This window comes from Paenibacillus sp. J45TS6, assembly GCF_018403285.1.
Classification (GTDB): domain Bacteria; phylum Bacillota; class Bacilli; order Paenibacillales; family Paenibacillaceae; genus Paenibacillus.
In genome coordinates this window covers 184,718-208,624 of the sequence record NZ_BOSJ01000005.1, presented here as the reverse complement: position 1 = coordinate 208,624, position 23,907 = coordinate 184,718, and the positions used below count along the sequence as shown (strand labels likewise).

Below are 23,907 nucleotides of genomic sequence, written 5' to 3'. Positions count from 1 at the left end.
CAAAGGTAAGAAAATACATTCCCTCCACTGTGATAATCTGTTAGAACATTGCCACGTGGATACAATTGAGGAGTAAGCTTACAAAGAGGAGAAGGATCACCTGCTTTCTATTACTGTAATCGCTTTCTTTATCTGTGAGTATAAGCTTAACCCTTCTCTAACTCAATAGCTATAAGAGACATGAATCTAGTATTATTTAACAAATTATGACCCCGACTCGATAACCAACTGTTGATAGCATTCATACAAGGAATTGTAGTTGGATTAAGACTTACTTTCCCGCTCGTTACTACTTATAAAAGCAACGCGAAAAAAGTCGCCATATAGGCGACTTCTAATGGGACTATCTACTTCTTTCCGGATAACTCCATTGATTCATCGTAACAGCCTTAGAAAATAACAAACAAATTCAGACTCTCAGCGAGCCACGGAAACCTCTGACACCATAATAAGAATCTGCACCATTGTGGTACACAAAAACAGTGTCGTAGCGACGATCACAAAAGATGGCACCGCCGAGTTGTCTAATATGATCAGGTGTTTTCACCCAGCTCGATGTTTTCGTATCAAATTTTCCAAGTCTCTGCAGCTCCCGGTATTGCTCTTCTGTCAGAATCTCAATCCCCATCTCAACTGCCATATCCATAGCACTATTCTGCGGTTTGTGTTGTTTCCTTGATTCCAAAGCGGCCCGATCGTAACACACACTTCTGCGGCCTTTAGGGCTTTCTGCCGAACAATCACAAAAAAAATATTCCCCCGTCTCTTTATCATAAAGAGTAACATCAGGTTCACCGCCAGTTCTTTCCATTTCAAAAAGTGACCAGAGTTTTTCTGCATTCCGTTCCAGTTTTGCTTCTACTGCTGCCCATTCAAGTCCTTCGTGACGATTCATGTTTTTCTCAAAACGGGTTTTTAATGTTCCGAGTATTTCGTCACGTTGTTCTGGTGACAACTCTTTATTTTCGTTGTTCATACTGAACCTCCCATAATATGTTTGGATCTTTATAAAAACATCATCACTTTCATTTCTCTCTTAGAACATATGTAATTATTCGGTTAATTTCCGACTGTTTTCGCCAGTAATAATTTTATAATCGACCAAATAATAATTAGCCCCGGCAGTATCGTTCTTAAAGTATAGTTCGACGTTGTCCTCATTGGGTCCTACTCTACATAAGCTTATAGTTAGCTCGAAGTATTTCCCACCATTCATTGCATCTACATTTATGCTTCTTTTACCAATCTGATCTCTCATTGCTTCGGGCTGCTGAATATTTGATATCTCTGTACATCCAATCATAACATATTCTGTTTTATAAATACTTTTGAGTGCTCCAGTTATGTTTGAATGAAGCTGTTGCAACAATGCTTCCTCAAGCTGTTTTTCCCTAACATCTGGATTTGAAGCAAACGAAAGAGTTGGAATACGGAAAAAAGCACTCATTAAGATGATAAGGATCACACATTGTTTTAAGTTCAAATGAAACATCCTTTTTTAATATACGGTGCTTCATTTATATAAAATTTATACAAGTCATACGTTTATTTCTCACACTATTTGGAAAGTTAACATACCAAAAAGCAACTGATCGCATTGACCAATTGCTCTTTTTAAATTCTAATCCCCTTGGCGGAATCATCCCTCTAAGGTGATTCGATTGGTGAAGGATCCCAAAACACTCTACCCCTCATATGTAAAAAAATATTTAAAAATTTATACATTTGGCTCTATAATTGATATATACTATTTATACGAAAGAAGCAATGTCGGTACTTTTTGCTATAAGAATTTCATTCTACTTAGAAGACAGGTGAACCAAACTGAACATAGAATTATTTAATCAGGCTGTAACGGAGCTGCTGAAACGCTCAGGTAGCCGTGCGCTTGTCCAGATTGAATCCACTTTCCCGGACAATCGCCTCGTTGGTGGCAAATATCACATGAGTAGTCATACCGTGTATCTATATCAAAAAGAAATTATGGAGCAATGCAGAATGATATTCGGCTCACTTGCTCCATTACATTCATATATTTCTGTTATTCTAGCTCATGAATTGGGTCATGCTGAGGATGCAGAATTGGAACATCTATCAGGTCTTCTTGATGGACCTCTCACTGTCTCTGAACAAGCCCAAATTCGGCTGCGCATTGAAGAGAATGCTTGGCGTTATGCGGAATTACTACTATGGGACATAGATCCCGTTTTCTTGAGTACAATCATTAACGAATCCCTGTACAGTTACCATCAAGCTATTGAACCACATATCGCTTAACGTTATCCATGATACAGCCATATAAATACAAGGTCAGTCTTCCCTTTTTCATAGGTGAGGTCTGGCCTTGTTTTTCTTTGACTGCACATCATGCTTCTACATCCATCCAATTTAATTTACTTCATGATTAGACACTGAATATAACATCTATATCTTTAATTACCCTCTCTTTGGGCTTTCAAACATAATTTAATCCATTTCATATTCATTCAAAGCAAGACTTTCGAAGATTGAATTCCTTGACACATTAACGTACTCTAGCTGCTTCATCCGTTGAAGAAAAGCTGGTTCTTGATCTATCATACAACTTACTATTGCTAGAGACCTGAGTCGCTTGAGTTTCTCTAACTCAATTGGTAGTTCATGAATCGATGTGTAATTGATCGTTAGCTGCTCCAACTGCTCAAGTTCTCCAATCTCAGGAGGAATACGATTTAAACTGATCTCTTCCTTTGATTTCATCCGCCAAGTGGAATCCGGTCTATCTGAACTAGCACAACTGATTTGCAGTTCTTTTAGGTTCTTTAATTTACCAATGGATTCCGGAATGCTTTCAAGTTCTGCTGTCATGATCTTCAAACTTTCTAGCTTACTTAACTCGAACAACGCTTGAGGTAACCGATAAAGATCTTGTTCAAATATTTCTAACCATCGTAACTCTGTAAGTTCGCTGATTCGATCTGGCAGCTTCTTCAGTCTATATCCACTTATATATAGCCGATCTGTTTTTTGCTTAATAGCATCATCCAGCAGACGATTGAAGTCCCGATGTGCCTCTATTTCTATGAAAAGTCCTGTAATTTGATCCATCAGCTCGATCGCTTCGTTCTCTGACACATTTATCCCGTACATATGCTCATGTACAACGGAATAAAGATAGTCTTCGCCATCTTTTTTTAAGAAGCACAAGTCTTCTGGTAAATTGGGGAAAATCCAATCCGATAGGCTTCCTGCAAATCGCTTTAATAGGAGACCACTTTCTTCACATGATTTATAAAAATAGTAGGTTCCCGAACAATAAAAAGCATGGCTGCGATATGCTTCTCTTATTTGTATGACTTCCTCCCTATTGTTGTTTTGTATCACGATTGTTTTCATTAAATATGGTTTTAATTCTTCCAATACGCTTTGATACCTTTGATCCTGACTAGGTAAATCCCCCATTTTGTAACCCAGCACAAAACATTCCGAATTCTGTATCGCTAAATCTATAACTTGCTTATAAGCTTCCCCTTTAGGGTCTGTATACATTTTTAACATACTAGTTCTCCCCCCCTATGAAAATACATATTATTCCTATTATAGATTAGCACCCCCTTCTGTCCAACTAATACTAACTAAATATGAAAATGACACGTAAACAAAGAAAAACCATCCATCTCATTTATGGGATGAATGATTTTCAGGAATTCGTCTACGTTTCGTTATAATGACTTAATAGACTTACTTACATATTAAACAATTAATTGTGACCTACAATTGGGTGCGGTACGTATGGCTCTTCAAGGAACTCAATTTCTTTAGGTGATAATGTAACCGATAAAGATTCTACCGCGACTTCAAGGTGAGATATCTTAGTAGCACCAATAATAGGAGAAGTTACACCCTCTTTCTGCAGCAGCCAAGCAAGAGCAATTTGAGTACGGGGAACGCCAAGCTTTTCAGCAATAGATGCAACACGTTCTACTACGATCCGATCCGCATCCATAGTCCCATCGTACTTAGATTTTTGAATTTGGTCAGTTTCGGAACGAAGTGTAGTTTCTGACCAATCACGCGTCAATCTCCCCGATGCAAGTGGGCTATATGGGGTCACCCCAATTTTTTCTTCCTTACATAAAGGTAGCATCTCTCTCTCTTCTTCACGGTAAATGAGATTAAGGTGATTCTGCATAGACACAAATTTCGTCCATCCATTCTTTTCTGCTACATGTAATGCCTTTTGAAACTGCCATGCAAACATCGCAGAAGCACCAATATATCTTGCCTTGCCTGCTTTTACGATATCGTGCAATGCTTCCATCGTTTCTTCAATGGGTGTATTGTAATCCCATCGGTGAATGATATACAGATCAACATAATCCGTTCCCAGTCTCTTAAGACTTTTATCTATTTCACTCATGATGGCTTTACGAGAAAGCCCTGCACCATTTGGACCTTCATGCATACGGCCCCACACCTTGGTTGCAATAACCATTTCATCACGGTTGGCATAATCTTTGAGTGCTCGACCTAGGAATTCTTCACTTTTTCCTATCGAATACCAATTTGCTGTATCAAAAAAATTAATACCTACATCCAAAGCCTTTTTTATAATCGTTCGAGAACCTTCCTCATCAAGTACCCATGGATGAACCCAATGCTTTGCATCCCCAAAACCCATACATCCAAGACAAAGCTTAGATACATCTAAACCTGTGTTTCCAAGTTTCACATATTCCATTAAATTATCCTCTCTTTCGTTAGTTTTCAATCCGCATTATCTATATCCTCTTTATTATGCAATAAATGGATGAACAAGTGTTATCTTATTCGTATCATTTCATTGCCCGATCCTCTCCGCAATATAGGATAACGTCTATCGGCGATTGAGTGATCTCATATATTGTTCGTTAACGAAAAACGGTAGCTGGAATAAGAGCCGCTACCGTTTTTATTATGATAAGTTTTCTGTGATCAATAGATTTTCACTTTTCACGCATTGGATGTTCCAATGAGTTTTTGATCCATATTCCCCTCTATCGGCTCAAACTTTTCTTTAAGTCGCTTTATGTCCGCCTTGGGAGGAAAACCAAACATTCGAGAATATTCACGGCTAAACTGGGATGCACTTTCATAACCAACCCGATACGCAATCTCAGTAGCATCCCCTGACTCCATTAATAATAGACTCCGGGCTTCTTGTAAACGAAGATGTTTTTGAAATTGAAGAGGGCTCATGTTCGTGATTTCTTTAAAATGTCTATGGAACGAAGAAGTGCTCATATTAGCGACTTCTGCAAGCTCTTCAATTCGTAAAGGTTGATCATAATGCTGGATAATTTGATCAATTGCTCCCCTGATACGATAGGCGCTGCTTCCTTCCATTGCAATTTGTGCAAGCGCCCAGCCATATTGTCCTTGAAGGAGTCGATAGATGATCTCTTTCTTATGAATAGGTGCAAGAAACGGAATGTCCTCAGGAGAATCGAGCAATTGAACAAAACGGAGCACGGCATCCAATATCGATAACTCGATCTGACCGACGAACATGGCTCTTGAAGCATTCTCCTTTGTTTTGGAACGAATTTTAGCGTCTTTCAACACCTCTAAAATTTCATTTTGATTTATCTCAAGTTTTAAACTCAAATACGGAACTTCAGGTGAAGCCTTTATTACCTGCCCAATCACCGGAAGATCCATAGAGGTTATCAGGTAATTCGACGGGCCATATTCCAGGCGCTCCTCAGCTAAGTAGATTTCTTTTAACCCTTGAGTAACAAAACAAAAGGAAGGATTAAATACTCTGTAAGCTGGCTCAAGCATCTTATCCGAACGAATAAGGAACAAAGAAGGAATCATCGTCTTTGATACTCCTGGTTGTTTACAATGGCGGTTAATCAGTTTTGTAATGTTTTTTTGTCTGATTTCTATTTCTTCAACCATCGGCCCCTCCTTAATGAGTGTTTTATATGATTATACGCATTCGTTTGTAGAAATGAAATCGTATTGAGAGGATTAGGCAATGATTTGAGACGAATTAGATATCGGTTCTTTGTTCAGGGATGCATAATAAAGACATGCCCCAAAGATCTAATTATTAATAATTAGCGAGTTATTGGTATAAAAAGAAGCTTACCATTACAGTATTTTCACAGTTTATATTGTCTTGCCGGATGGCGTGGGGATAACCTTTGATCGGAGTAATAGATAAGATTAACTCTTATTTATTACTAACTTTCAAATAACTAGGAGGATTTTACATGCAAAAAGTAACTTTAAATAACGGTGTTGAGATGCCGATACTTGGATTTGGTGTTTTTCAAATTACAGAACCAAATGAATGTGAACAAAGCGTTTATGATGCGATTACGACAGGATATCGGCTGATTGATACCGCAGCCTCTTATCAAAATGAGGAATCCGTGGGCAGAGCGATTAAACGTAGTGGTGTGGCAAGAGAAGACTTATTTATCACGACGAAACTTTGGGTCCAAGATACTGGTTATGAGCGTACAAAAATAGCATTTGAAAAATCACTGGAAAGATTGCAATTGGATTATTTAGATTTGTATTTGATTCATCAGCCTTTAGGCGATATTTATGGTTCTTGGCGTGCGATGGAAGAATTGTACCGTGAAGGAAAGGTCCGTGCCATCGGTGTTAGTAACTTCCAGCCAGATCGTCTAATCGATTTGATTATTCATAACGATGTAACTCCTGCTGTAAACCAGGTCGAAACACATCCCTTCAACCAGCAAATGGAAAGTGCTAAATTCATGAAAGAAAACAATGTTCAGATCCAGTCCTGGGGTCCTTTTGCCGAAGGAAAAAACAACTTGTTCCAAAATGAGATATTGCTATCCATAGCTGAAAAGTATAATAAATCCGTTGCTCAGGTTGTTTTGCGTTGGTTGACACAAAGAGAAGTTGTTGTGATACCGAAATCAGTACACAAAGAAAGAATGGTTGAAAACTTCAATATCTTTGATTTCAAATTAAACGAAGAAGATATGGAGTTAATTACTACCTTAGATACGAAACAAAGTTTATTCTTTTCACATAACGACCCTGAAATGGTGAAATGGATTGGTACTCGTAAGCTTGATATCTAATATTAGCTATTTTTTCACTAGATAATGCTCATCAACTAATCAGTTATCGACTATGTTCTTGTCATTTACGACAAAGGGAACAAGTTCTTGTCCTTGGAGAAGAACTTGTTCCCTTTTATACATGAAAAGCCGCAGAAATATTATTATTATTGACTATTATTAACAGTTTTGGGCTGCTCTGATAGGACTTGATTAGAACCACTTTGATACCTAAGAAATAAGTATATCCCTGTAAGGATCAGAGAACCTCCAATAACTTCAACTACAGTCAACATTTCTCTGAAGAATATCATAGCTAAGAGAGAAGCACCTACTGGTTCTCCAAGTGTACTCATAGAGACCGTTGTTGTATTGACATAGTTCAGGAGAAGATTATAAATGATGTGTGCACCTGTTGGGAATATGGCGAGTAAAAGAAAAACGATCCAATCATTTGCGGTATATCCTGTCATAGGTATGTTTCCGATCATGTTGAATATTGTCATAGTTAAGCCTGCGAAAAAGAAAACAATAAAACTGTAAACCCAATGATTAATCGATTTAACATTTCCTTGACCAATTAATAAATAAAAAACCACTGAAAAAACGGAAAATAATGATAGCAAATTACCCAAAAACACCTCTTGACCTAAACCAAAGTTGCCTCCGCCCACAATTAAAACACCGATAAAAGCGACTCCTAAAGTTAAAACTGTGCTTAATTTCATTTTTTCTTTGAAAAAGATTAGCCCTCCAATTAATGCTATGGCAGGTTGCAATGCCAAAATTAAAGTGGAGCTGGCTACTGAAGTATGGTTCAATGATTCAAACCACAACCCAAAATGACCGCCTAAAAAAATGCCTCCAAAAAGTAAAGCAACCCATTCTTTTTTTGTTATCTTGGATAACGTATTTCTGTGCTTTATAAAAAGAGGTAAAAGTAACAAACATCCTAAAAACATACGGTACATCACCATGACTGTTGATGGTGCATCAGACAATTTTACAAAGATCGCTGATAACGATATACATATTATGGTGACAACTAGCAAATTGTTGATTGTACTTGATTTCACGATAAACTCCCTTCGATGCTTGAAATTTCCTTCCATAATTGATATATTACATATCAGTTTTTATAAAGTAAAGTTTTTCCAAAGGTGATGAAGATGGATTTAAACAAAAAAATTAACAGAGTATCCATGCGTAACAATGCATATGAAATAATTAAAGATGCGATTATATCAGGTGAATTAGAACCAGGCAGAAAAATTAAAGATGCTGAACTATCTGATCAATTAGGAATAAGTAGAACACCTGTTAGGGAAGCAATGCTGAGGTTAGAAGACGAGGAGTTTATTATCAGTAAGCCTAATAGTTATACCATGGTTGCTCCTATTAATATCACTGAAACTAAAGAAATTTATAGTATCGTTGTTGCTCTTGAAACCCTTGCGCTACAAGACGCTATTTCATCTGTAACGCCTAGTCAAATTAAGAAATTAGAGAAGATCAATAAGAAATATAGTGATGCAATTGAGGCTGATAACGCAAAAGAGTGTTTGAGGTATGACATTGAGTTTCATAACTCTCTCGTAAATCTATCTAGCAACAAAGAGTTAGAAAAAATACTAACAAAATTAAAGGATAAGATACTTCGTGTTGAATCATTTTATTTTCATAAAGCAAGCCCTAAACAAAAATCATTAAATGAACATCATATAATTATCGAAGGAGTTAAGAATAAAGATCTTCAAGTGGCTACTACTATGTTACGAGAAAATTGGATGAATAGCTTAAGTAGTATCCTGTCTGACATGAGCTGAAACTTTTCACACTTTTGATAGTTTAAGGGGGGGGAAACATGAGTGAACTTAATTTTAAGAAACTTGAAAATGAGTTAGATGAGTTGGTCTCTTTTATGACGAATCATTATTGGAATTTCCATTCAAACCCCAACCTCTCACAGAGACAAATTATTAACGCTTACAATGAGGGTTGGTATCAAGAAGACAGGGAAACATACTGGATAGAAAACAAAAATAAAAAAATCGGCTTGATAATTATTCACGATATAAGTGATACGATCCCCTTGTTTGACATTCGTTTAGATAACAATGTTAGAGGAAAAGGATACGGAACAAAAGTTGTTCGTTGGATTACCGATTACATTTTCGGGTTACCCGATAATAAGATAAGAATCGAAGCATATACCCGAAGTGATAACATCGCGATGAGGAAAACACTTAATAAGTGCGGATTTGTTAAAGAAGGTTACTTACGATGCGCTTGGGAAAATGATGATGGCAGTGTTTCCGACTCCATATGCTATGCAATAATTAGGGACGATTGGGAGAGTAAAGCACTAACACCTATTAAACTAAATGACTTACCTTTCTAAATATTTCGCTCTCTGGCTGTGTTTAACACAATCTATATAAAAAAGCTCTTTAGCCGTGTGAATGATCATCCGCACGGCTAAAGAGCTTTAATCTAACTTATCATTAATTCCAGATCTCGTCAGCAATTTCTTTAATATACGCAAGCTTGCGCCATTGTTGCTCTTCTGTCAGGTGATTGCCTTCTTCCGTGGAAGCAAAACCGCATTGCGGGCTTAGGCATATCCGGTTTAAATCGACATACTGCTTCGCTTCCTCGATCCGTTTCAGAATATCTTCCTTGCTTTCAAGCTCACCGAATTTGGAAGAAAATAGGCCCAGCACGACCAGCTGATTGTCTTTCAGAAAGCGCAATGGTTTGAAATCTCCTGCCCGTTCCGTATCAAACTCCAGATAGTAGCCAGTGTAGTTATTGATGTTTAGAAGCGTTTGCGCGATTGGCTCGTAACCTCCACCTACTCCTGCATAAGTAGAAACATAATTGCCGCGGCATACATGTGTAGTTACAACGAGATCATCCGGCAGTCCTGAAACCACTTCCTCGTTCAATTTTGCAAATTCCTTCGCATATTCAGCTACATCTACGCCAATTTGCTTCATAATTTCCATGAACTGTTCGTCGCAAAGCGCTCCCCACGTACAATCGTCGATCTGAATACTGCGGCAACCCGCTGCATAAAAGGCAAGAATCGACGCTTTGTATGCTTTGGCAATATCCGAAATCAGCTCTTCACGATTGGGATATATCAACTTCGTGATTTCCTTATTTTCTGCCCGGTCCAGCTCGAACAGGAATTGAGCAGCCGCAGGAATCGATTGACGTGCAACGACATCCTCACCTGCAACTTCTTTTAAATATGTATAATCGGCAACGAAAGGATGGCTGCTATAAGTTATTTTCCCGGTCAATCGGGCAGTTTCGGGTCTCGACTCCGCGCCAGTAAATTGGTAGCCTTGATCAATGATTGTCCGCTCTACACCGTCGAACCCCCAGAAGAAATCTAGATGCCACCATGAACGGCGGAATTCGCCATCCGTTACCGCTTGAAGACCAACCTCTTTTTGTTTCTGAACGAGTTTAACGATTTCGTCGTCCTCTACTTCTCTCAATTGCTCGGCGTTAATATCGCCGTTCTTGAACTTAAATCTAGCCTCTTTCAACGCAGGAGGGCGTAGAAAGCTACCAACAATATCATATCTAAATGGAGTAACAGTTCGTTTTTTAGGTTCGGTTTGAGTGCTCATAGATTATCTCCTCGTATAATAAATTGTAAATTCAATATAGCACATCTCACGGAATATACTGATCTACCAATAAGCTATGACAGGTAATAGTTTTTAGCTATAGCAGATTTCGAAGATGGTATATACCGAATATCTAAGCAATAATAAAATTGTAGGTAATCATTACATAAATAGAATTATATTGAAGGTTATCTACATAGTTTAACTGCATATTCGATAACTATAATTGGACAAAGGCAGCCGCTCAACTAACATGCTACCTTTGCGACTTTATTGAGTATTCACGGCCAATCTACTACCAATTTTGACTTCATCTACGTTTTCTACAATAGAAGAATAGTAAAGTTTCTTAGAAAATCGCTGATAATCACCAATTACATAGAACTCTTTTTTGGCGCGTGTCACAGCTACATTTAGTAGATTAGGCTTGGAACATGACCAGTTTGCTGCTCCATCTCCATTTTCGTCGGTTCCCGTTACTAAATAAACAATATCTGCTTCTTTTCCTTGAAAGGTATGGACTGTACCTACAGAATTCCTCAACCAATCATTTAATATTTCTGTAGAAATCCCCAATTTCTTCAATCTTGCTTTTAGAATTTTTTTAATGCCCTCCTTAACTGCCGTAAACGGAGAAATTATATATACATTGGGAGGACCAGCGTTTTTCTTCCATAGTTCAATCATATGGTCTGCCACCAATTCTCCTTGTTCTTCCACGAATTGACGATTTTTAGCCGATCCTTTACAGTCATACCAGATACTCTTGCCTCGCCCCTCTTTACCCAATACCATTTTGTTATCATAAGCTATTTCGTTCGCCACAGTGAACATAGGATTTAAGCATCTTCTATGAACCCATAATGGTATACCAATCCATTGACCATAACCGCTCGTCATTCCATATCGATTAGCTGCATCGGCTATGGTTTGAACGGAGGATCCCATTCCAATATATCTATCACTTACGTTAAAATATTTCTTAATATCTCCTAAAATGGTTTGATCTAAGGTGATAACTGGCTCAATTTGAATTGGGTCACCTACTACTACCACATTTTTAGATCTCCATATTGCACCCGCCGATTGTTGTGGACTCGCTTGTCCTGCCTCATCTATAAATACTGAATAAAATCCTTTTCTATTCCTTTATACATCGAACTAAAACTTGCAAAAGTTGTACTTACCAAAGGAGTAATTAAATGAACCGTTTGCCACATATTCTTCAAGTATTCTCTATGTTCCATATCGTTAAGATCTAAATTTGAACGATTAATCAATAAGCGTAAAGTTGATTTAATGGCTTCAAAATTGAAGGCCAACATCATTTTATGGATTTTCATTGCCTTTAAAAACAGTAATCCTCTTTCGAAATTCAGTTCATCTGTAAGCCAAATCGTATTTAATTGCCGAAACTCGTATGCCTGTTGTGTGTTCGACCAATAATCTTCATCAGGTAATATTAACCCCTGCATTTTATAATCTTCCAGCTGTTTTGCAAAAGCAGATTCCCTTTCTTTGAGTTCTTCTATCATCTTTTTAGATTTTTCAACCTCTGCCTTTTTTATATAAAACTTATTCCCTACTTCTTTCAATCGAGTAATAATATCGTAGAATTCATTTTCTAATTCTATTTTTTTTGTATCTTTTTTACCTAAGATCTTTTGTAAGAGAGAAAGTTTTGTCAGGGATTGAATTTGTTGTTCGGTGAGTTGTTTTTGCTGTTCTAAATGGGACTTCTCGTTCCCTAGATCCATTAGTTCTTGATTAAGATCAGGTAACTGTTCCTCTAACTTTCTCAATAGGACAATAGAAGATTTTATACTCTTATATTCGTCGTGAAATTTCTGGAGACTCTCCTTTTTTTTCTTAACCGAGTTAAGCGTATCTTCAAATTCTTTAACAGCATTCTCCCAGGACTTCGTGTTTACCTGTTTACTGTCTTGTTCCAATTGTTGTAGAAAAGAAGTTCCATCCTCTTTCCTTTTATACAAACTCCAAGCATACGTTGATATATTATCTGATTTACCAAGAGCTCCTGAAAATAATCCCCATGCCTCATCATGACTACCTAACAGATCCATTGCCGCAATCGGATACATCGATAAATCCTGCGCCTCTACAGCGTACGACTCTTCATAATGATTGAACTTACTTTTACCCGAAGAACGTATAACTTCATCTCGTTTAGGTAGATCCTTAGAGATATTTTCAACTGCTCCATTATTACTCGAAGCCACTACCATAGAATACTCTTTAATATTTGAATCCAATAAATAGATGGGATAAAACTTACCATTTAAATGAATTGATTTTACTTTTGTGAAAGCTTGGGTTGGAGTAGCCAATTTCACTATTGTTTCAGCTCTTTGAACTACAATGTCAGCAAAGATGTCTTTTAATAAAGTGGTCTTTCCTGTGCCAGGTGGTCCATTAACAGAACTTATTTTTTGATTACTATTAAACATTTGATTTACAGCAACTTGCTGCATTAAAGATAGTCTATGCTCTACTGGAGATGGCCACCTACCATGCGGTAAATGAATAGGCTGTAAAACATCTTCAATATATTCTTGATTTTCATTTATATTCAAGCGCTGTTCTATAGGTACTCCTTCTACAAACTGACTGAGCGCTTCGTTTTCTCCTTTCTTTAAGATCAGTTCCAAGTCACTTATATAGAAGCTATTAAAATTCTTTTGTTTAGAAATTTGACCAGCTTTCAACACTTCAATCTCTAAATAATGTAATGAATTGTCATCTAATCTATGAAAAAATTGTTGGTATACTTGTTGAATTAAGAGTAAGGATTCCTTTGTTACACCATTAATAAAAACGGTTTGTGCTTGTTCTTCAAATAATTTCAATTTACTTTGAAAAGGAGTTAACAGATCCTCATATTTCACCTCTGAAGTTTTCGCCAAAAATTGTATTACATACATTAAAAAAGGAACGAATATTGACTCTTTTATATAATTACCTTGATCATCAACCAAAAAAGAAAAACTAAATAATGTTTTATTTTCCTTATTAACAATCTCATCCTTATTCATAAAAGCTTCACGTATAAAGCTGACAAGTTTATGATGCTCAAAACAAGCGAAGTAATAGCGGAATTGAACCTGAGAGTTTTCATTATCCTTTACTATGTCGTTCTTCCACGGAGTTTCATTAAGATCAATCAAACGTGTGCGGTTCCGATTTTTATTGTCTGTGAAATAACTTCCTTTCACCGTTTCTCCCTTACCGGGCACTTCACTTGGAACCAACGCTTCAACTAAGTGCCAAGTCTTTAAAACCCTTTTGGTAATCTCCATCTTTTCACTCCTCTAGCATTCAGTTACATAATATTATAATAAAATTTGGAAAAATAGATTATAAGTCAATGAAATGAAATTAGGTGTCTAGGGATGAAACTAGGGAGCATATAAAAAAAGGGAGCCAAATCGCTCCCTTTACTTAGGTCAAATCATCCAACCTATATAATATTAAATAGCTTTATCTCAATCTAGGAACAGCTTAAAATGCAAAGAATCAAATTACTTCCAAACCTCATCTGCGATTTCTTTAACAAAACGAAGTTTACTCCATTGTTGTTCTTCACTTAGAATATTGCCTTCCTCCGTCGATGAAAATCCGCATTGCGGACTTAAGCATAGCTGTTCAAGCGGTACATAGGTAGCTGCTTCTGCTATGCGAGCTTTTATCTTTTCTTTATCTTCCAATTCACCTGATTTAGAGGTTATTAATCCTAATACAATTTTTAGATTTTTGCGATTCACATATTTCAATGGTTCAAAACTTCCTGAACGCTCATCATCGAATTCCAGGAACAACCCATCCACATCTAAGCCGCCAAAAATCGTTTCAGAAGCATAATCATATCCGCCGCTCGCAAAAAAGTTAGATTTATAATTTCCACGACAAATGTGCATCGTGATCACTAAATCTTTTGGTTTATGGGCAATCGATTCATTAATCATGTACTGCATTACCTTCATTTCCTCGGCTGGATCTAAGCCTTTGGCACGCAGTTTGTTATGACCTTCTTCCGAGAATAAATCTGCCCAAGCGGTATCATCTAATTGTAAGTATCTGCAACCCGCATCATAAAATGCTTGAATTGCTTTTTGGTAAGCTGCAATTGTATCTTTGAGGAATGTTTCCCGATTCGGATAAATCTCTTCATTATAATCAACACGGTAGACTAGCATATTAGGACTTGGAATCGTTTGCTTCGCAACCGCATCCCCCGCATGATCATGAAGAAACCCGAAATGCTCTATGAATGGATGGGATGAGAAATCAATTTTACCGGTAATCCGGATGCCTTCCTTACGAGTCTCCATTTTATGAAAATTAAGCCCAGTCTCTTTTTCATAATATTCTACTCCATCAAGACCGCCCAAAAAATCAAAGTGCCACCAGCTTCTGCGGAATTCACCGTCAGTAATGCCAAGTACACCATTTTGTTTTTGCTTATCAATAATGCGGATAATCTCTTCATTTTCTACGGATGTTAATTGATCAAGTGTGATGATGCCGGATTTATATTGTTCACGTGCCTGTATTAGGTTTGTAGGACGTAGTAGGCTGCCTACATGATCATGGTGAAATGGTATCATAGATGTCTCTCCTTGAATTTTGATGTAACAAAAAGGATAGCATAATAAAATAGGAAGCATGTAATACCTAAAACCTATCACTTGCTATAGCTTTTAGCTATAACGACTCTTTTCATAGTAGAATCTTACACGTCAAGATCTTGTTGGGTAAAAGGTTAGATTCCTCTTCGTCTCCAGCCAAATACTTTGACATGCACGATGGCTTTGGTTACCCAGTGCGAGAGTACATACAAGACTAGGAATAGAATCAATAACGGACGAAATAAGAACACGGCCACAACCCAGGTGAGCAAGATCTGCCAAGTCTTCATTCTCCGCACAAATTTCCCTGGCCATAAAAACACTTTAAAGAGTACTTCGTTATGTTGAAGTGCCTCTAAAAATTCTTCCTGGTACAGCTTGCTGTCCGGATGTAAGCGAATTGCATTCCGCATATAAGTTTCCTTTAGCTTAAACTCTCCGCGCTCGCCAGCCGCCCAGCCGAGATACAAAAAGACTTGAGATAATTCCGTATTATATTTCAGGGCGAGTTTTTCGACCCTCGCAGAATCCTCATAGTTTTTGAGTAATGCTTCTGTATAGCTTAACAAAGCCAAATAGACCGGAGATTCCGGACGCAGTTCGAGCGCTTGTAAAAGTGCTATCTTCGCTTCTTTTGGCCTATCTATTTTGTTATATAAATGTGCTTGCAAAAAATAATAATGAGGCTCATAGGGATCGATCCGTAAAGCTTCCTGTATAGCTTCTTTGCACTCCCGATCCTTATTCGTATCGTAATAAACGCCAACCCGCACGAACCAAGCCAGTTCATGCTCCGGTTCTCGGGTAAGTGCCTGATTTGACCAATACAGTGCTTTATCATATTCATCCATTAAAAGGTGAATTTGCGAGATCAGCGCAAAAACATCCGGGTTCTCCGGCTCTTCGCTTAGAAGCTGCTCAGCTTCCTTTAGCGCATCTTTGTACCGTCTCCATTCGATAAGCTGCTGCGCCTTCGTATAAGCGACGTTATCATGTACGTTCTCCACCTGCCTGCCCCCCTCCGATTATGACTTCACACCATGCTTACTAATGTAATCCAGCACAATTTGATAATCGCGGTTCACATCACTGAACGTTGCATAGTTCTTTGCTGTAGCAAACCAGTCTAGCGTTGTCGCCTTCCGTCCTTTAGCGGATCTCTTTAAATCGTCCTGAGTAATGGGCTGGATCTCACCCTTCTCAAAAGTACGCTCCATCGCAGATTCCACAGCATCCTTGACTAACTGCTCCAAATCAGCTCCCGAATAATGCTTCGTTTCTGCGGCAATTTTGTTCAGGTTCAGCGAACCCAGCGGCTTACCGGAAAGCTTCAGTTCTAGTATCGTTTGACGCTCATTCTCTTCAGGTGGCGGTACAAAAACAAGGTGGTTAAATCGGCCGGGACGTCTCAGAGCGGAATCAAGGTACCAAGGCGTATTGGTAGCGCCGATGACAAACACGTGATCATTCTCCGCCTGCAGACCATCAAGCTCCAACAATAATTGGTTAACGAGCATGCGATCATGATGCTGGCGCATTTGATGTCGACTTCCTCCAAGCGCATCAATTTCATCAATGAAAATGACACATGGCTTACTTTCCCGTGCTTTTTCGAAAATATCGTGTAAGTTATGTTCGCTCTGGCCAGCATACATGGAAAGGATAGACTGAAGCTCAATATGCAAAAAGTTAGCATCGATCTCACCTGCCACCGCTCGCGCCAAGAACGTTTTGCCGCATCCAGGAGGACCGAATAAAAGAAGACTTCCTCCAGCTTGTTTGCCGTATGCAGCAAACACCTCCGGCTGTTGCAGCGGTAAGATGAAATTCATTCTGATTTTTTTCTTAACTTCTTCGAGGCCACCGACGTCAGCAAACGTCTCCTTTGGTTTCTCCGACTCAACAAGTGATTGATCCTCTTTGCTGAAATGAATCAGCTTTAAATTTTTGCGTCTTTGCTCTGCTAGTTCATCATGATCGGACATATCTGCTCTCTCCCCCTGCCATTTTTTTTATTTAGTCTACCATATTTCCATAATTTAGGGGGGCGCTAAGCAAAAAAATGTGAGAAATTACTCTCAGATTTATTGAGCAGTTATAATGAAAAATTGGAAAAATATCATTTAACAAAAAACGCGCTGGCGAGAAATTTTCTCTACCAACGCGTTAATTTTAATATTAATGTATATTTTGTTTTTTGAAACTTCCGCCCTTAACTTCTGCTACATCGTATACGACAACAAAGGCATTAGGATCAATTTCATGAATGATTTCTTTAATTTTACTTTCTTCCATACGGTTAATTACACAAGTGATTTCTTTAAATTGCTCATTAGAGTAACCGCCGTATGCTTCTGTATAAGTTGCTCCACGACCTAATCGGTCACGAATGGTTTCAACCATAATTTCCGGTTGTTTTGTAATAATCTTGAACGTTTTAGAGCCGCTAAGACCTTCTTCAACAATGTGAATTACTTTGGAAGCAATAAAGTACGCGAGTGCGGATAAAATAGCACCTTGTAGACCGAATACAGTAGAAACAACAATAAAGACAAACATGTTTAAGAACAAGATTAGATCACTCGTACCGAAAGGTAATTTTCGTGATAGCAATACAGCTAGCATATCAATGCCGTCGAGTGCCCCGCCATTACGCAAAGCTAAACCCATACCAAAACCGATAATAATCCCGCCAACCACCGTAATTAGCAAGGTATCCCCTTCAATAATCGTTGGGACATGGTGCATAAGACTAGTGCTTACTGCCAGCGTGGCAATACCGATAACCGAATAAACAGCAAAGCTTTTACCTATTTGTTTATATCCGAGCCACACAAAAGGAATGTTAATTATTCCAATTAACACCCCTAGTGGTAATCCAAACAGCTGGGAACCTACGATACTTAGTCCGGTAACCCCACCGTCGGAGACATTGTTAGGTATTAGTACTGCTTCTAAACCATATGCAGCTATGATAGCCCCAATCATAATCAGTAATACTTTAGAGACAATTTTGGGTGTATTTAGCTTTTGTTGTTTCCTTTGAATCATTACATTTCCTCCTTGGACAAGATCTGCTAGGAAACAGTCTATAATAATTTTCACTACTTTGGCAAATTGGTTGTCATATGTATGAAAAGGAGTTCTTTTAACACAGGTGTTACTCTTTACCTGAGCAATTGGCACATTTTTATAACCGTAAGCAATTTATCAAAGAAATCTTCTAATTAGTTTCTATTCATTCTTTCTTTCCTCCCGATAAACATACATTTGGCGGGGTAAAGATGAAAAAGAGGCAACCGATCACTTTGACCGGCTACCTCTCCTATTTTATCAGGCTTTGATCCCTTGTTAGCGTAATAGAATTCCTTCATTGTTAAAGTTGTATCTCTCATGCTTGGTTTGTTGATGCGTTAATCCATTCTGAAAGAATCCCCTCTAAACGTTGCTTATAATCGTTCCTATTATAGGTGGAATTATCGACTTTTTGCTTTGCTATATTCAGACAGTTAAATATATCTTCTTCCCATTTCCTTCTTGCCTTTAGAACCTGAATAGTTCCTTCTAATCCATTGTAACCCTGCTTTTTTCCAAATCCTTGGTTTGTGTAATATTCAATAAACCCCTCTGACCATTCTTTAGGTCTCTCCTTTACTGCTTTTCGGAAAGAGTGACCAAGATCGCTTTGTTCTACGTAAATTAACAGTGGATTTAATTTCTCTACAATAGTAGCAAGTTCTATAACATAACTGATAACGTCTTCTTTCTTAGCACCATATTTAATCATCCCCATCGTTACAGGGTTCTGTATAAAACAACATTCAAAAACATAGATGTCTGGTCCATTCAAGATCCGCTCAGTAAACTGCCTCCATCTTTCTGTAATCAGTTTCCTATTTTGATCTAGCGACAATTCATAGATATCGTTTTTAAACATTGCCTGCACTAATTCATTTGGAATACTTGTCCCATATTCATTTATTATTTTTCGATATTCTAGGAAGTAATCATTGCCTTGGATAGTAGTATGATTATTTAATAAATTTCTGAACTCTTCATAAGTACCTAATAGTTCATCGTATTCATATTGCGTAAAACAAGCGACTCCATCATAATCTGCCGGATGATCCAAATTCCCTTCTAAAAATAACTGAGAATGAACATTTATCTCTGTAAGGATTTCATGAACGAGTTGAGCCGTTGTTGATTTTCCGGAGCCTGGTAATCCCTCAATTAGAATCAGTTTTGGTGTCATAATATAGTTCCTCCGTTCATTACTCTTTTGTTATGTAGGTAGTTCAAGTTACTGTGGGGTAGCAAAGTAGTATTGAATAAGATTCTTAACTTATTCAGCTTGCGCACCTGTTTTCCTTTTATTGTTGAACATTTTGGTATTTTCCGGCCCTTAAATAAAAAAAACAGCGTCAGCCATGGACGTAAAGAAAGTCCAAGACTAATGCTATTTTATTCAATGAATTTATTACGATCGTGAAGTAATTATTTACTCGATAACAAGAAGACTCTACTAGCAATTACTTAATTGTTTCTATTTTTATAGCTTCCCCTTGAATCGGGTTACTTTCCTCATATTGTCCTGTAGTCCAGACCCTTACTTTGTCACCAACTTCTGCGACGTAATCTATTTCCCTAGTTACAAGGATGTATTCTTGGCCCTTTCTGGACACCGTTACTTGTTTACTACGACAGCTAGGAAATTACCATTTGAGTTCACTATTTCTTGAATTCCCTCGTTCCTAGTATCGTTTTTGTTGCCTTCACTTGTTTCAGTAACACAACCAATCAATACGAATGACATCAGAAATATAATAGACAAGGAACCTAATAGAGCTTTCATAGTCAGCCTCCATATGATTACGTTATATGAAGATTGATGCAGAGCATGATAACTTAGTTCCATCAAAATAAAATAGTATAAAATAGTCGTCTTTTTTTAATTCTCTATTCCTTCAATTATATTTTCACCTTCATGAAACTATCCATCCGCTCAAGCGCTTGCGTTAATTTGTCCGTGGATACCGAGTATGAGCACCGGATATGACCTTCTCCCCCTGAGCCAAAGACATGACCGGGAACAGTGGCAACACCCGATTCCTTCAATAATTGATAGGCAAACGTCTCCGAGTCAAGCCCTGTGTGAGCGATACTTGGAAAAGCATAAAACGCTCCTTCCGGTACATGGCAAGGGATTCCGATCGACCGAAATCCGTTCACCAAAAGTTCCCGGCGCTTCCGGTACGCTTCTCTCATCTCATTCATTGACTCAAGGCCATGGCGCAGAGATTCGAGTGCAGCAATCTGTCCCAGCACCGGGGCACACATCGCCGTGTATTGATGGATCTTCAGCATGGCTGCCAGCAGATCACGGTGACCGCAGGCATAGCCGATTCTCCAGCCCGTCATTGCGAATGCTTTAGAAAATCCGCTGAGTACGATGGTTCTCTCCTGCATTCCTGGCAGCGAAGCAATGCTGACATGCTTCGAGTCATAAGTCAGCTCGGCATAGACTTCATCTGAAATGACTAGCAGATTATTTTCCTTAACGATATCGGCAATTGGTTGCCAATCCTCTGCAGTCATGATCGCTCCCGTTGGGTTGTTCGGATAATTCAGCATCAGCAGCTTGGATCGTGGAGTAATCGTCTGTCGTAATGACTCAGCAGTTAGCTTGAAACCCTCTTCCGCTCTCGTTTCTACCTCTACCACTGTACCTCCATTCAAAGAAACGATCGGTGAATAAGCGATATAACTAGGTGAAGGAAGAAGAATTTCATCGCCCGGAGCAGTGAACGCTCGCAGCGCCAGGTCCAGTGCTTCGCTGCTGCCTACCGTGACAAGCACTTCGCTGGCAGGATCATAGCGAAGGTGGAAGTTTTTTTGAAGATAGTTGGCAATTTCCTCTCTAAGTTCAGGCAAACCTGCATTGGATGTATAACTCGTTGCTCCCTGGTTTAATGCCTCTATGCATGCTTTCCTAATGTGTTCTGGAGTAACAAAATCTGGTTCACCTATTCCAAGTGAAATGACGTCCTGATTGCCGCTACTTAGTTCGAAGAAAGCACGTATTCCAGAAGGCGGGATGTTCCTTACCTTTGGGGTAATCCAATTACTTAACATGAATTGTCACCCCTTTGTTCTTGCTGCGTTCTGTCATAGAACAGCTGATAATCCGGTCGAGTAATGAGCTGAAAGATATTCCAGCTGCAGCAGCACTTTTGGGAAAAAGACTCGTCTTTGTCATTCCAGGCAGCGTATTCATCTCTAATACATAAGGAACACCATCCGACAACAGGATATCGACCCGGGCATATACACTGCACTTTAATGCTTTGTAACAGGTCAATGCCGTCTTACGAACCAACTGATCTAGTTCATGAGGCAGGTTCACCACCACCTCTTCCGCTCCGCCATCGTCATACTTAGCACGGTAATCGAACCATTCCGAAGATGACGAAGTGATTCCTACCACGGGCAGAAGTTCCCCATCTAGAATGGAGCAAGTAATTTCCTGACCCGTGATATATCGTTCAATCAAGATCGACTGATCGGGGTCACTTGCAAAAGCCCTCATCACCGCGCTATGCAGATCCTGTTCGTCGTTCACTTTTTCCATCCCTATGCTGGAACCGCCTGTATTTGGCTTCACCATTACTGGGTATCCCAGCTGCTGAACGGCTTCCGGTGAGTAGTCTTCCATACTGTTCCAACATAGCCAGGCCGGCGTGTTTACTCCTTCATAGCGGAGGATTTTTTTGGACAAATCCTTATTCATGCACAGACTGCTCGCCAGTACTCCGCTTCCTGTATACGGTATACCTAGTGTCTCCAGCATTCCCTGTATCGTCCCGTCCTCACCGTAAACCCCGTGCAGAGCTAGAAGAGCAATATCAAGTCCCTTTACCTTCTCCACAAGTTCCGCAGGCTTACTAAATACAACAGGAATCACCTCATATCTATTACGGTCCAGATGATTCATCATCTCTCTGCCGGTGTTTAGTGACACCTCCATTTCGGAAGAAATACCTCCCATAATTACGCCAACCTTCAACATGATCATCATTCCTTCATCCCATTAATTTGTGCGCTGTTTTGCCAATAATCTCGATTCCCTTGCGGATATCCTCATCCGTCACTCTGGAGAACCCAAGCCGCATGGTATGCTGTCCCCCGCCATCGGTATAGAACATCTCTCCTGCCGTAAAAATAACACCTTGCGCACGACATGCCTCAAGCAGTTCTTTCGTGTTAAAACCATCCGCAAATTCCACAAATAAATGCAGTCCACCGTCTCCGGTCAATGCCCCAAAAGGAACATGCTGCTTGCAACATTCCAGCGTCAGTTCATATTTCCGTTTATATTCCGCTTTCGCTTTTTTCAAATATTTATCTAGATTACCGTTGTATAAATATTGATAAAGAATGGATTGATCCAAGGTTGATGTATGAATCGTCTGTGCCCGCTTGATACTCTCCAGGTAATAGATCAGTTCCTCGTCGGCCAGCACCCATCCTACCCGAAGACCAGGGAACAAGACTTTAGAAAAGCTGCCGAGATAAATCACACTATTGCCTGCACCGGCCGTTGCAATCAGCGGCGATACATGGGATCCCGAGTAACGAAGCTCTTCGTTAAAACCATCCTCGATGACCGGAATATCGTATCCCGCCATTAGCTTCATGAGGCCCTGTCTTTTCTCGGGGGACATAACAATCCCTGTCGGATTATGGTACGAAGGCACAAAGTAAGCACAATCGTACTCTCCCTCACTGAGCGCCTTCTCAAGCTTACCCAAGTGAATACCATCCCGCTCCATAGGAATCCCCCTGATTCCAAAGCCATTCAGTTTCAAATTCTTGATCGCTGTATGATGCGTCGGATTCTCGGTCAGGACCTGGCCACTCTTCTGGTTCAATGCGGAGAGCACGATATTAAAACCTTCCGTAAAACCATTGGTGATCAGGATGTCCTTGCCCTTCATATCCACGCCCTTGTGCTCCATGTATTGGTGCAAATAATCAATCAATGGCTTGTAACCTTTGGCATATCCGTAGTTCAGCAGGACATTACCTTCCACAGCCATACGGTCCATGAAAGCCCGCTTTACATTGTCAAGATCGAACAGTTCTTCATCAGGAGCAATACTCGTAAAAGAGATCGTCCTCTTTTCCGCACGGATCCCGCGTTTCATGATATCCAGTTCTTCTGCCAACATGGCGTGGTCGTTCAAATGCTTTTTCCAATCCATCATTCGAGATGAGACCTTCATCGTACCCGGTGCTGATGGGGCTACGTAATTTCCCTGTCCTTTAACCGCGTAGATAAACCCATCGTCCTCCAGCCCCTCGTAAGCGGCGATGACCGAGTTGCGGCTAACCTTCAGCAGTACACCCATTTCACGTGTGGATGGGAGTTTTTGACCGCTTTGCAGTGCGCCTTTTATAATTAAGTGCTTCATATAGTCTTTGATTTGTATATATACCGGTCGTCCGGCAATGAGCTTAAAATCCTTAAACATTTACCATCGCCCC

Annotated in this window: 23 protein-coding genes; 4 read left to right on the top strand and 19 right to left on the bottom strand. The window is 39.2% G+C overall.

Annotated elements, in window-relative coordinates:
- Nucleotides 1-409: 409 nt before the first annotated feature.
- A complete protein-coding gene (locus KJS58_RS10160; RefSeq protein WP_213532415.1) occupies nucleotides 410-976 on the bottom strand; it encodes a DUF4256 domain-containing protein in 567 nt (188 codons plus the stop codon).
- A gap of 75 nt (nucleotides 977-1,051) precedes the next feature.
- A complete protein-coding gene (locus KJS58_RS10155) occupies nucleotides 1,052-1,483 on the bottom strand; it encodes a hypothetical protein (RefSeq protein WP_213532414.1) in 432 nt (143 codons plus the stop codon).
- A gap of 461 nt (nucleotides 1,484-1,944) precedes the next feature.
- On the opposite strand from KJS58_RS10155, the gene KJS58_RS10150 reads away from it, so the two are divergent.
- Nucleotides 1,945-2,277, top strand: coding sequence for a hypothetical protein (locus tag KJS58_RS10150; RefSeq protein WP_213532413.1), 333 nt, complete (start codon nucleotides 1,945-1,947; stop codon nucleotides 2,275-2,277).
- Nucleotides 2,278-2,466: 189 nt separating this feature from the next.
- Here the strand turns inward: KJS58_RS10150 and KJS58_RS10145 are convergent, their stop codons facing one another.
- The 3 genes from KJS58_RS10145 to KJS58_RS10135 all read right to left on the bottom strand — a co-directional run bounded on the left by KJS58_RS10145 (nucleotide 2,467) and on the right by KJS58_RS10135 (nucleotide 5,922).
- Nucleotides 2,467-3,537, bottom strand: coding sequence for a leucine-rich repeat domain-containing protein (locus KJS58_RS10145; RefSeq protein WP_213532412.1), 1,071 nt, complete (start codon nucleotides 3,535-3,537; stop codon nucleotides 2,467-2,469).
- A gap of 202 nt (nucleotides 3,538-3,739) precedes the next feature.
- Nucleotides 3,740-4,720, bottom strand: a complete 981-nt coding sequence (locus KJS58_RS10140; protein ID WP_213532411.1) for an aldo/keto reductase — start codon at nucleotides 4,718-4,720, stop codon at nucleotides 3,740-3,742.
- 251 nt (nucleotides 4,721-4,971) lie between these two features.
- The gene (locus tag KJS58_RS10135; RefSeq protein ID WP_213532410.1) at nucleotides 4,972-5,922 is read right to left on the bottom strand and encodes an AraC family transcriptional regulator; all 951 of its coding nucleotides are present in this window, start codon (nucleotides 5,920-5,922) and stop codon (nucleotides 4,972-4,974) included.
- 317 nt (nucleotides 5,923-6,239) lie between these two features.
- On the opposite strand from KJS58_RS10135, the gene KJS58_RS10130 reads away from it, so the two are divergent.
- Complete coding sequence (locus KJS58_RS10130; RefSeq protein ID WP_213532409.1) at nucleotides 6,240-7,091, top strand: aldo/keto reductase; 852 nt, start codon at nucleotides 6,240-6,242, stop codon at nucleotides 7,089-7,091.
- 146 nt (nucleotides 7,092-7,237) lie between these two features.
- Here the strand turns inward: KJS58_RS10130 and KJS58_RS10125 are convergent, their stop codons facing one another.
- Nucleotides 7,238-8,149 (bottom strand): DMT family transporter, encoded by a 912-nt coding sequence (locus tag KJS58_RS10125; RefSeq protein WP_374705801.1) that lies wholly within the window; start codon nucleotides 8,147-8,149, stop codon nucleotides 7,238-7,240.
- 90 nt (nucleotides 8,150-8,239) lie between these two features.
- On the opposite strand from KJS58_RS10125, the gene KJS58_RS10120 reads away from it, so the two are divergent.
- Both KJS58_RS10120 and KJS58_RS10115 read left to right on the top strand, forming a co-directional pair.
- Nucleotides 8,240-8,896 (top strand): GntR family transcriptional regulator, encoded by a 657-nt coding sequence (locus KJS58_RS10120; RefSeq protein ID WP_213532407.1) that lies wholly within the window; start codon nucleotides 8,240-8,242, stop codon nucleotides 8,894-8,896.
- A gap of 38 nt (nucleotides 8,897-8,934) precedes the next feature.
- On the top strand, nucleotides 8,935-9,471 hold the full coding sequence (locus KJS58_RS10115) for a GNAT family N-acetyltransferase (protein ID WP_213532406.1): 537 nt from the start codon (nucleotides 8,935-8,937) through the stop codon (nucleotides 9,469-9,471).
- Between the two features lie 103 nt (nucleotides 9,472-9,574).
- On the opposite strand, the gene KJS58_RS10110 is transcribed toward KJS58_RS10115, so the two are convergent.
- The 13 genes from KJS58_RS10110 to pdxR form a co-directional block, all read right to left on the bottom strand.
- Entirely contained in the window at nucleotides 9,575-10,714 is a 1,140-nt protein-coding gene (locus KJS58_RS10110) for a 5-methyltetrahydropteroyltriglutamate--homocysteine S-methyltransferase (protein WP_213532405.1), read from the bottom strand.
- A 270-nt stretch (nucleotides 10,715-10,984) separates the two neighbouring features.
- Nucleotides 10,985-11,770: a DEAD/DEAH box helicase gene (locus tag KJS58_RS25440; protein WP_249717144.1), complete on the bottom strand. Its 786-nt coding sequence runs from the start codon at nucleotides 11,768-11,770 to the stop codon at nucleotides 10,985-10,987.
- Between the two features lie 59 nt (nucleotides 11,771-11,829).
- Nucleotides 11,830-14,031 (bottom strand): AAA family ATPase, encoded by a 2,202-nt coding sequence (locus KJS58_RS10105; protein ID WP_249717143.1) that lies wholly within the window; start codon nucleotides 14,029-14,031, stop codon nucleotides 11,830-11,832.
- A gap of 222 nt (nucleotides 14,032-14,253) precedes the next feature.
- Nucleotides 14,254-15,339 (bottom strand): 5-methyltetrahydropteroyltriglutamate--homocysteine S-methyltransferase, encoded by a 1,086-nt coding sequence (locus KJS58_RS10100; RefSeq protein ID WP_213532404.1) that lies wholly within the window; start codon nucleotides 15,337-15,339, stop codon nucleotides 14,254-14,256.
- 155 nt (nucleotides 15,340-15,494) lie between these two features.
- Nucleotides 15,495-16,367 (bottom strand): tetratricopeptide repeat protein, encoded by an 873-nt coding sequence (locus KJS58_RS10095; RefSeq protein ID WP_213532403.1) that lies wholly within the window; start codon nucleotides 16,365-16,367, stop codon nucleotides 15,495-15,497.
- An 18-nt stretch (nucleotides 16,368-16,385) separates the two neighbouring features.
- Nucleotides 16,386-17,345: an ATP-binding protein gene (locus tag KJS58_RS10090; RefSeq protein WP_191801454.1), complete on the bottom strand. Its 960-nt coding sequence runs from the start codon at nucleotides 17,343-17,345 to the stop codon at nucleotides 16,386-16,388.
- A gap of 193 nt (nucleotides 17,346-17,538) precedes the next feature.
- Nucleotides 17,539-18,411 carry a YitT family protein gene (locus KJS58_RS10085; RefSeq protein WP_213532402.1) on the bottom strand — a complete coding sequence of 291 codons (873 nt, stop codon included), beginning with the start codon at nucleotides 18,409-18,411 and terminating at the stop codon, nucleotides 17,539-17,541.
- Nucleotides 18,412-18,751: 340 nt separating this feature from the next.
- A complete protein-coding gene (locus KJS58_RS10080) occupies nucleotides 18,752-19,615 on the bottom strand; it encodes a P-loop NTPase family protein (protein WP_213532401.1) in 864 nt (287 codons plus the stop codon).
- A 277-nt stretch (nucleotides 19,616-19,892) separates the two neighbouring features.
- Nucleotides 19,893-20,045 (bottom strand): DUF3221 domain-containing protein, encoded by a 153-nt coding sequence (locus KJS58_RS25760; RefSeq protein ID WP_213532400.1) that lies wholly within the window; start codon nucleotides 20,043-20,045, stop codon nucleotides 19,893-19,895.
- Between the two features lie 2 nt (nucleotides 20,046-20,047).
- Complete coding sequence (locus KJS58_RS10070) at nucleotides 20,048-20,215, bottom strand: hypothetical protein (protein ID WP_213532399.1); 168 nt, start codon at nucleotides 20,213-20,215, stop codon at nucleotides 20,048-20,050.
- A gap of 116 nt (nucleotides 20,216-20,331) precedes the next feature.
- Nucleotides 20,332-21,495, bottom strand: a complete 1,164-nt coding sequence (locus KJS58_RS10065; RefSeq protein WP_213532398.1) for an aminotransferase class I/II-fold pyridoxal phosphate-dependent enzyme — start codon at nucleotides 21,493-21,495, stop codon at nucleotides 20,332-20,334.
- Nucleotides 21,485-22,426 (bottom strand): D-alanine--D-alanine ligase, encoded by a 942-nt coding sequence (locus KJS58_RS10060; protein ID WP_213532489.1) that lies wholly within the window; start codon nucleotides 22,424-22,426, stop codon nucleotides 21,485-21,487. The genes KJS58_RS10065 and KJS58_RS10060 overlap by 11 nt, the downstream gene beginning before the upstream one ends.
- Nucleotides 22,427-22,442: 16 nt before the next feature.
- Nucleotides 22,443-23,894 (bottom strand): MocR-like pyridoxine biosynthesis transcription factor PdxR, encoded by a 1,452-nt coding sequence (gene pdxR / locus KJS58_RS10055; RefSeq protein ID WP_213532397.1) that lies wholly within the window; start codon nucleotides 23,892-23,894, stop codon nucleotides 22,443-22,445.
- Nucleotides 23,895-23,907: the final 13 nt, after the last annotated feature.

Excerpts from the sequence above, each read along its gene's own strand:
- pdxR (WP_213532397.1), bottom strand. The coding sequence starts at position 23,894 with ATGTTTAAGGATTTTAAGCTCATTGCCGGACGACCGGTATATATACAA.
- KJS58_RS10105 (WP_249717143.1), bottom strand. The coding sequence starts at position 14,031 with ATGGAGATTACCAAAAGGGTTTTAAAGACTTGGCACTTAGTTGAAGCG.
- KJS58_RS10100 (WP_213532404.1), bottom strand. The coding sequence starts at position 15,339 with ATGATACCATTTCACCATGATCATGTAGGCAGCCTACTACGTCCTACA.
- KJS58_RS10070 (WP_213532399.1), bottom strand. The coding sequence starts at position 20,215 with ATGAAAGCTCTATTAGGTTCCTTGTCTATTATATTTCTGATGTCATTC.
- KJS58_RS10135 (WP_213532410.1), bottom strand. The coding sequence starts at position 5,922 with ATGGTTGAAGAAATAGAAATCAGACAAAAAAACATTACAAAACTGATT.
- KJS58_RS10145 (WP_213532412.1), bottom strand. The coding sequence starts at position 3,537 with ATGTTAAAAATGTATACAGACCCTAAAGGGGAAGCTTATAAGCAAGTT.
- KJS58_RS10160 (WP_213532415.1), bottom strand. The coding sequence starts at position 976 with ATGAACAACGAAAATAAAGAGTTGTCACCAGAACAACGTGACGAAATA.
- KJS58_RS10115 (WP_213532406.1), top strand. The coding sequence starts at position 8,935 with ATGAGTGAACTTAATTTTAAGAAACTTGAAAATGAGTTAGATGAGTTG.
- KJS58_RS10080 (WP_213532401.1), bottom strand. The coding sequence starts at position 19,615 with ATGACACCAAAACTGATTCTAATTGAGGGATTACCAGGCTCCGGAAAA.
- KJS58_RS10130 (WP_213532409.1), top strand. The coding sequence starts at position 6,240 with ATGCAAAAAGTAACTTTAAATAACGGTGTTGAGATGCCGATACTTGGA.
- KJS58_RS10120 (WP_213532407.1), top strand. The coding sequence starts at position 8,240 with ATGGATTTAAACAAAAAAATTAACAGAGTATCCATGCGTAACAATGCA.
- KJS58_RS10065 (WP_213532398.1), bottom strand. The coding sequence starts at position 21,495 with ATGTTAAGTAATTGGATTACCCCAAAGGTAAGGAACATCCCGCCTTCT.
- KJS58_RS10110 (WP_213532405.1), bottom strand. The coding sequence starts at position 10,714 with ATGAGCACTCAAACCGAACCTAAAAAACGAACTGTTACTCCATTTAGA.
- KJS58_RS10090 (WP_191801454.1), bottom strand. The coding sequence starts at position 17,345 with ATGTCCGATCATGATGAACTAGCAGAGCAAAGACGCAAAAATTTAAAG.
- KJS58_RS10150 (WP_213532413.1), top strand. The coding sequence starts at position 1,945 with ATGAGTAGTCATACCGTGTATCTATATCAAAAAGAAATTATGGAGCAA.
- KJS58_RS10140 (WP_213532411.1), bottom strand. The coding sequence starts at position 4,720 with ATGGAATATGTGAAACTTGGAAACACAGGTTTAGATGTATCTAAGCTT.
- KJS58_RS10085 (WP_213532402.1), bottom strand. The coding sequence starts at position 18,411 with ATGATTCAAAGGAAACAACAAAAGCTAAATACACCCAAAATTGTCTCT.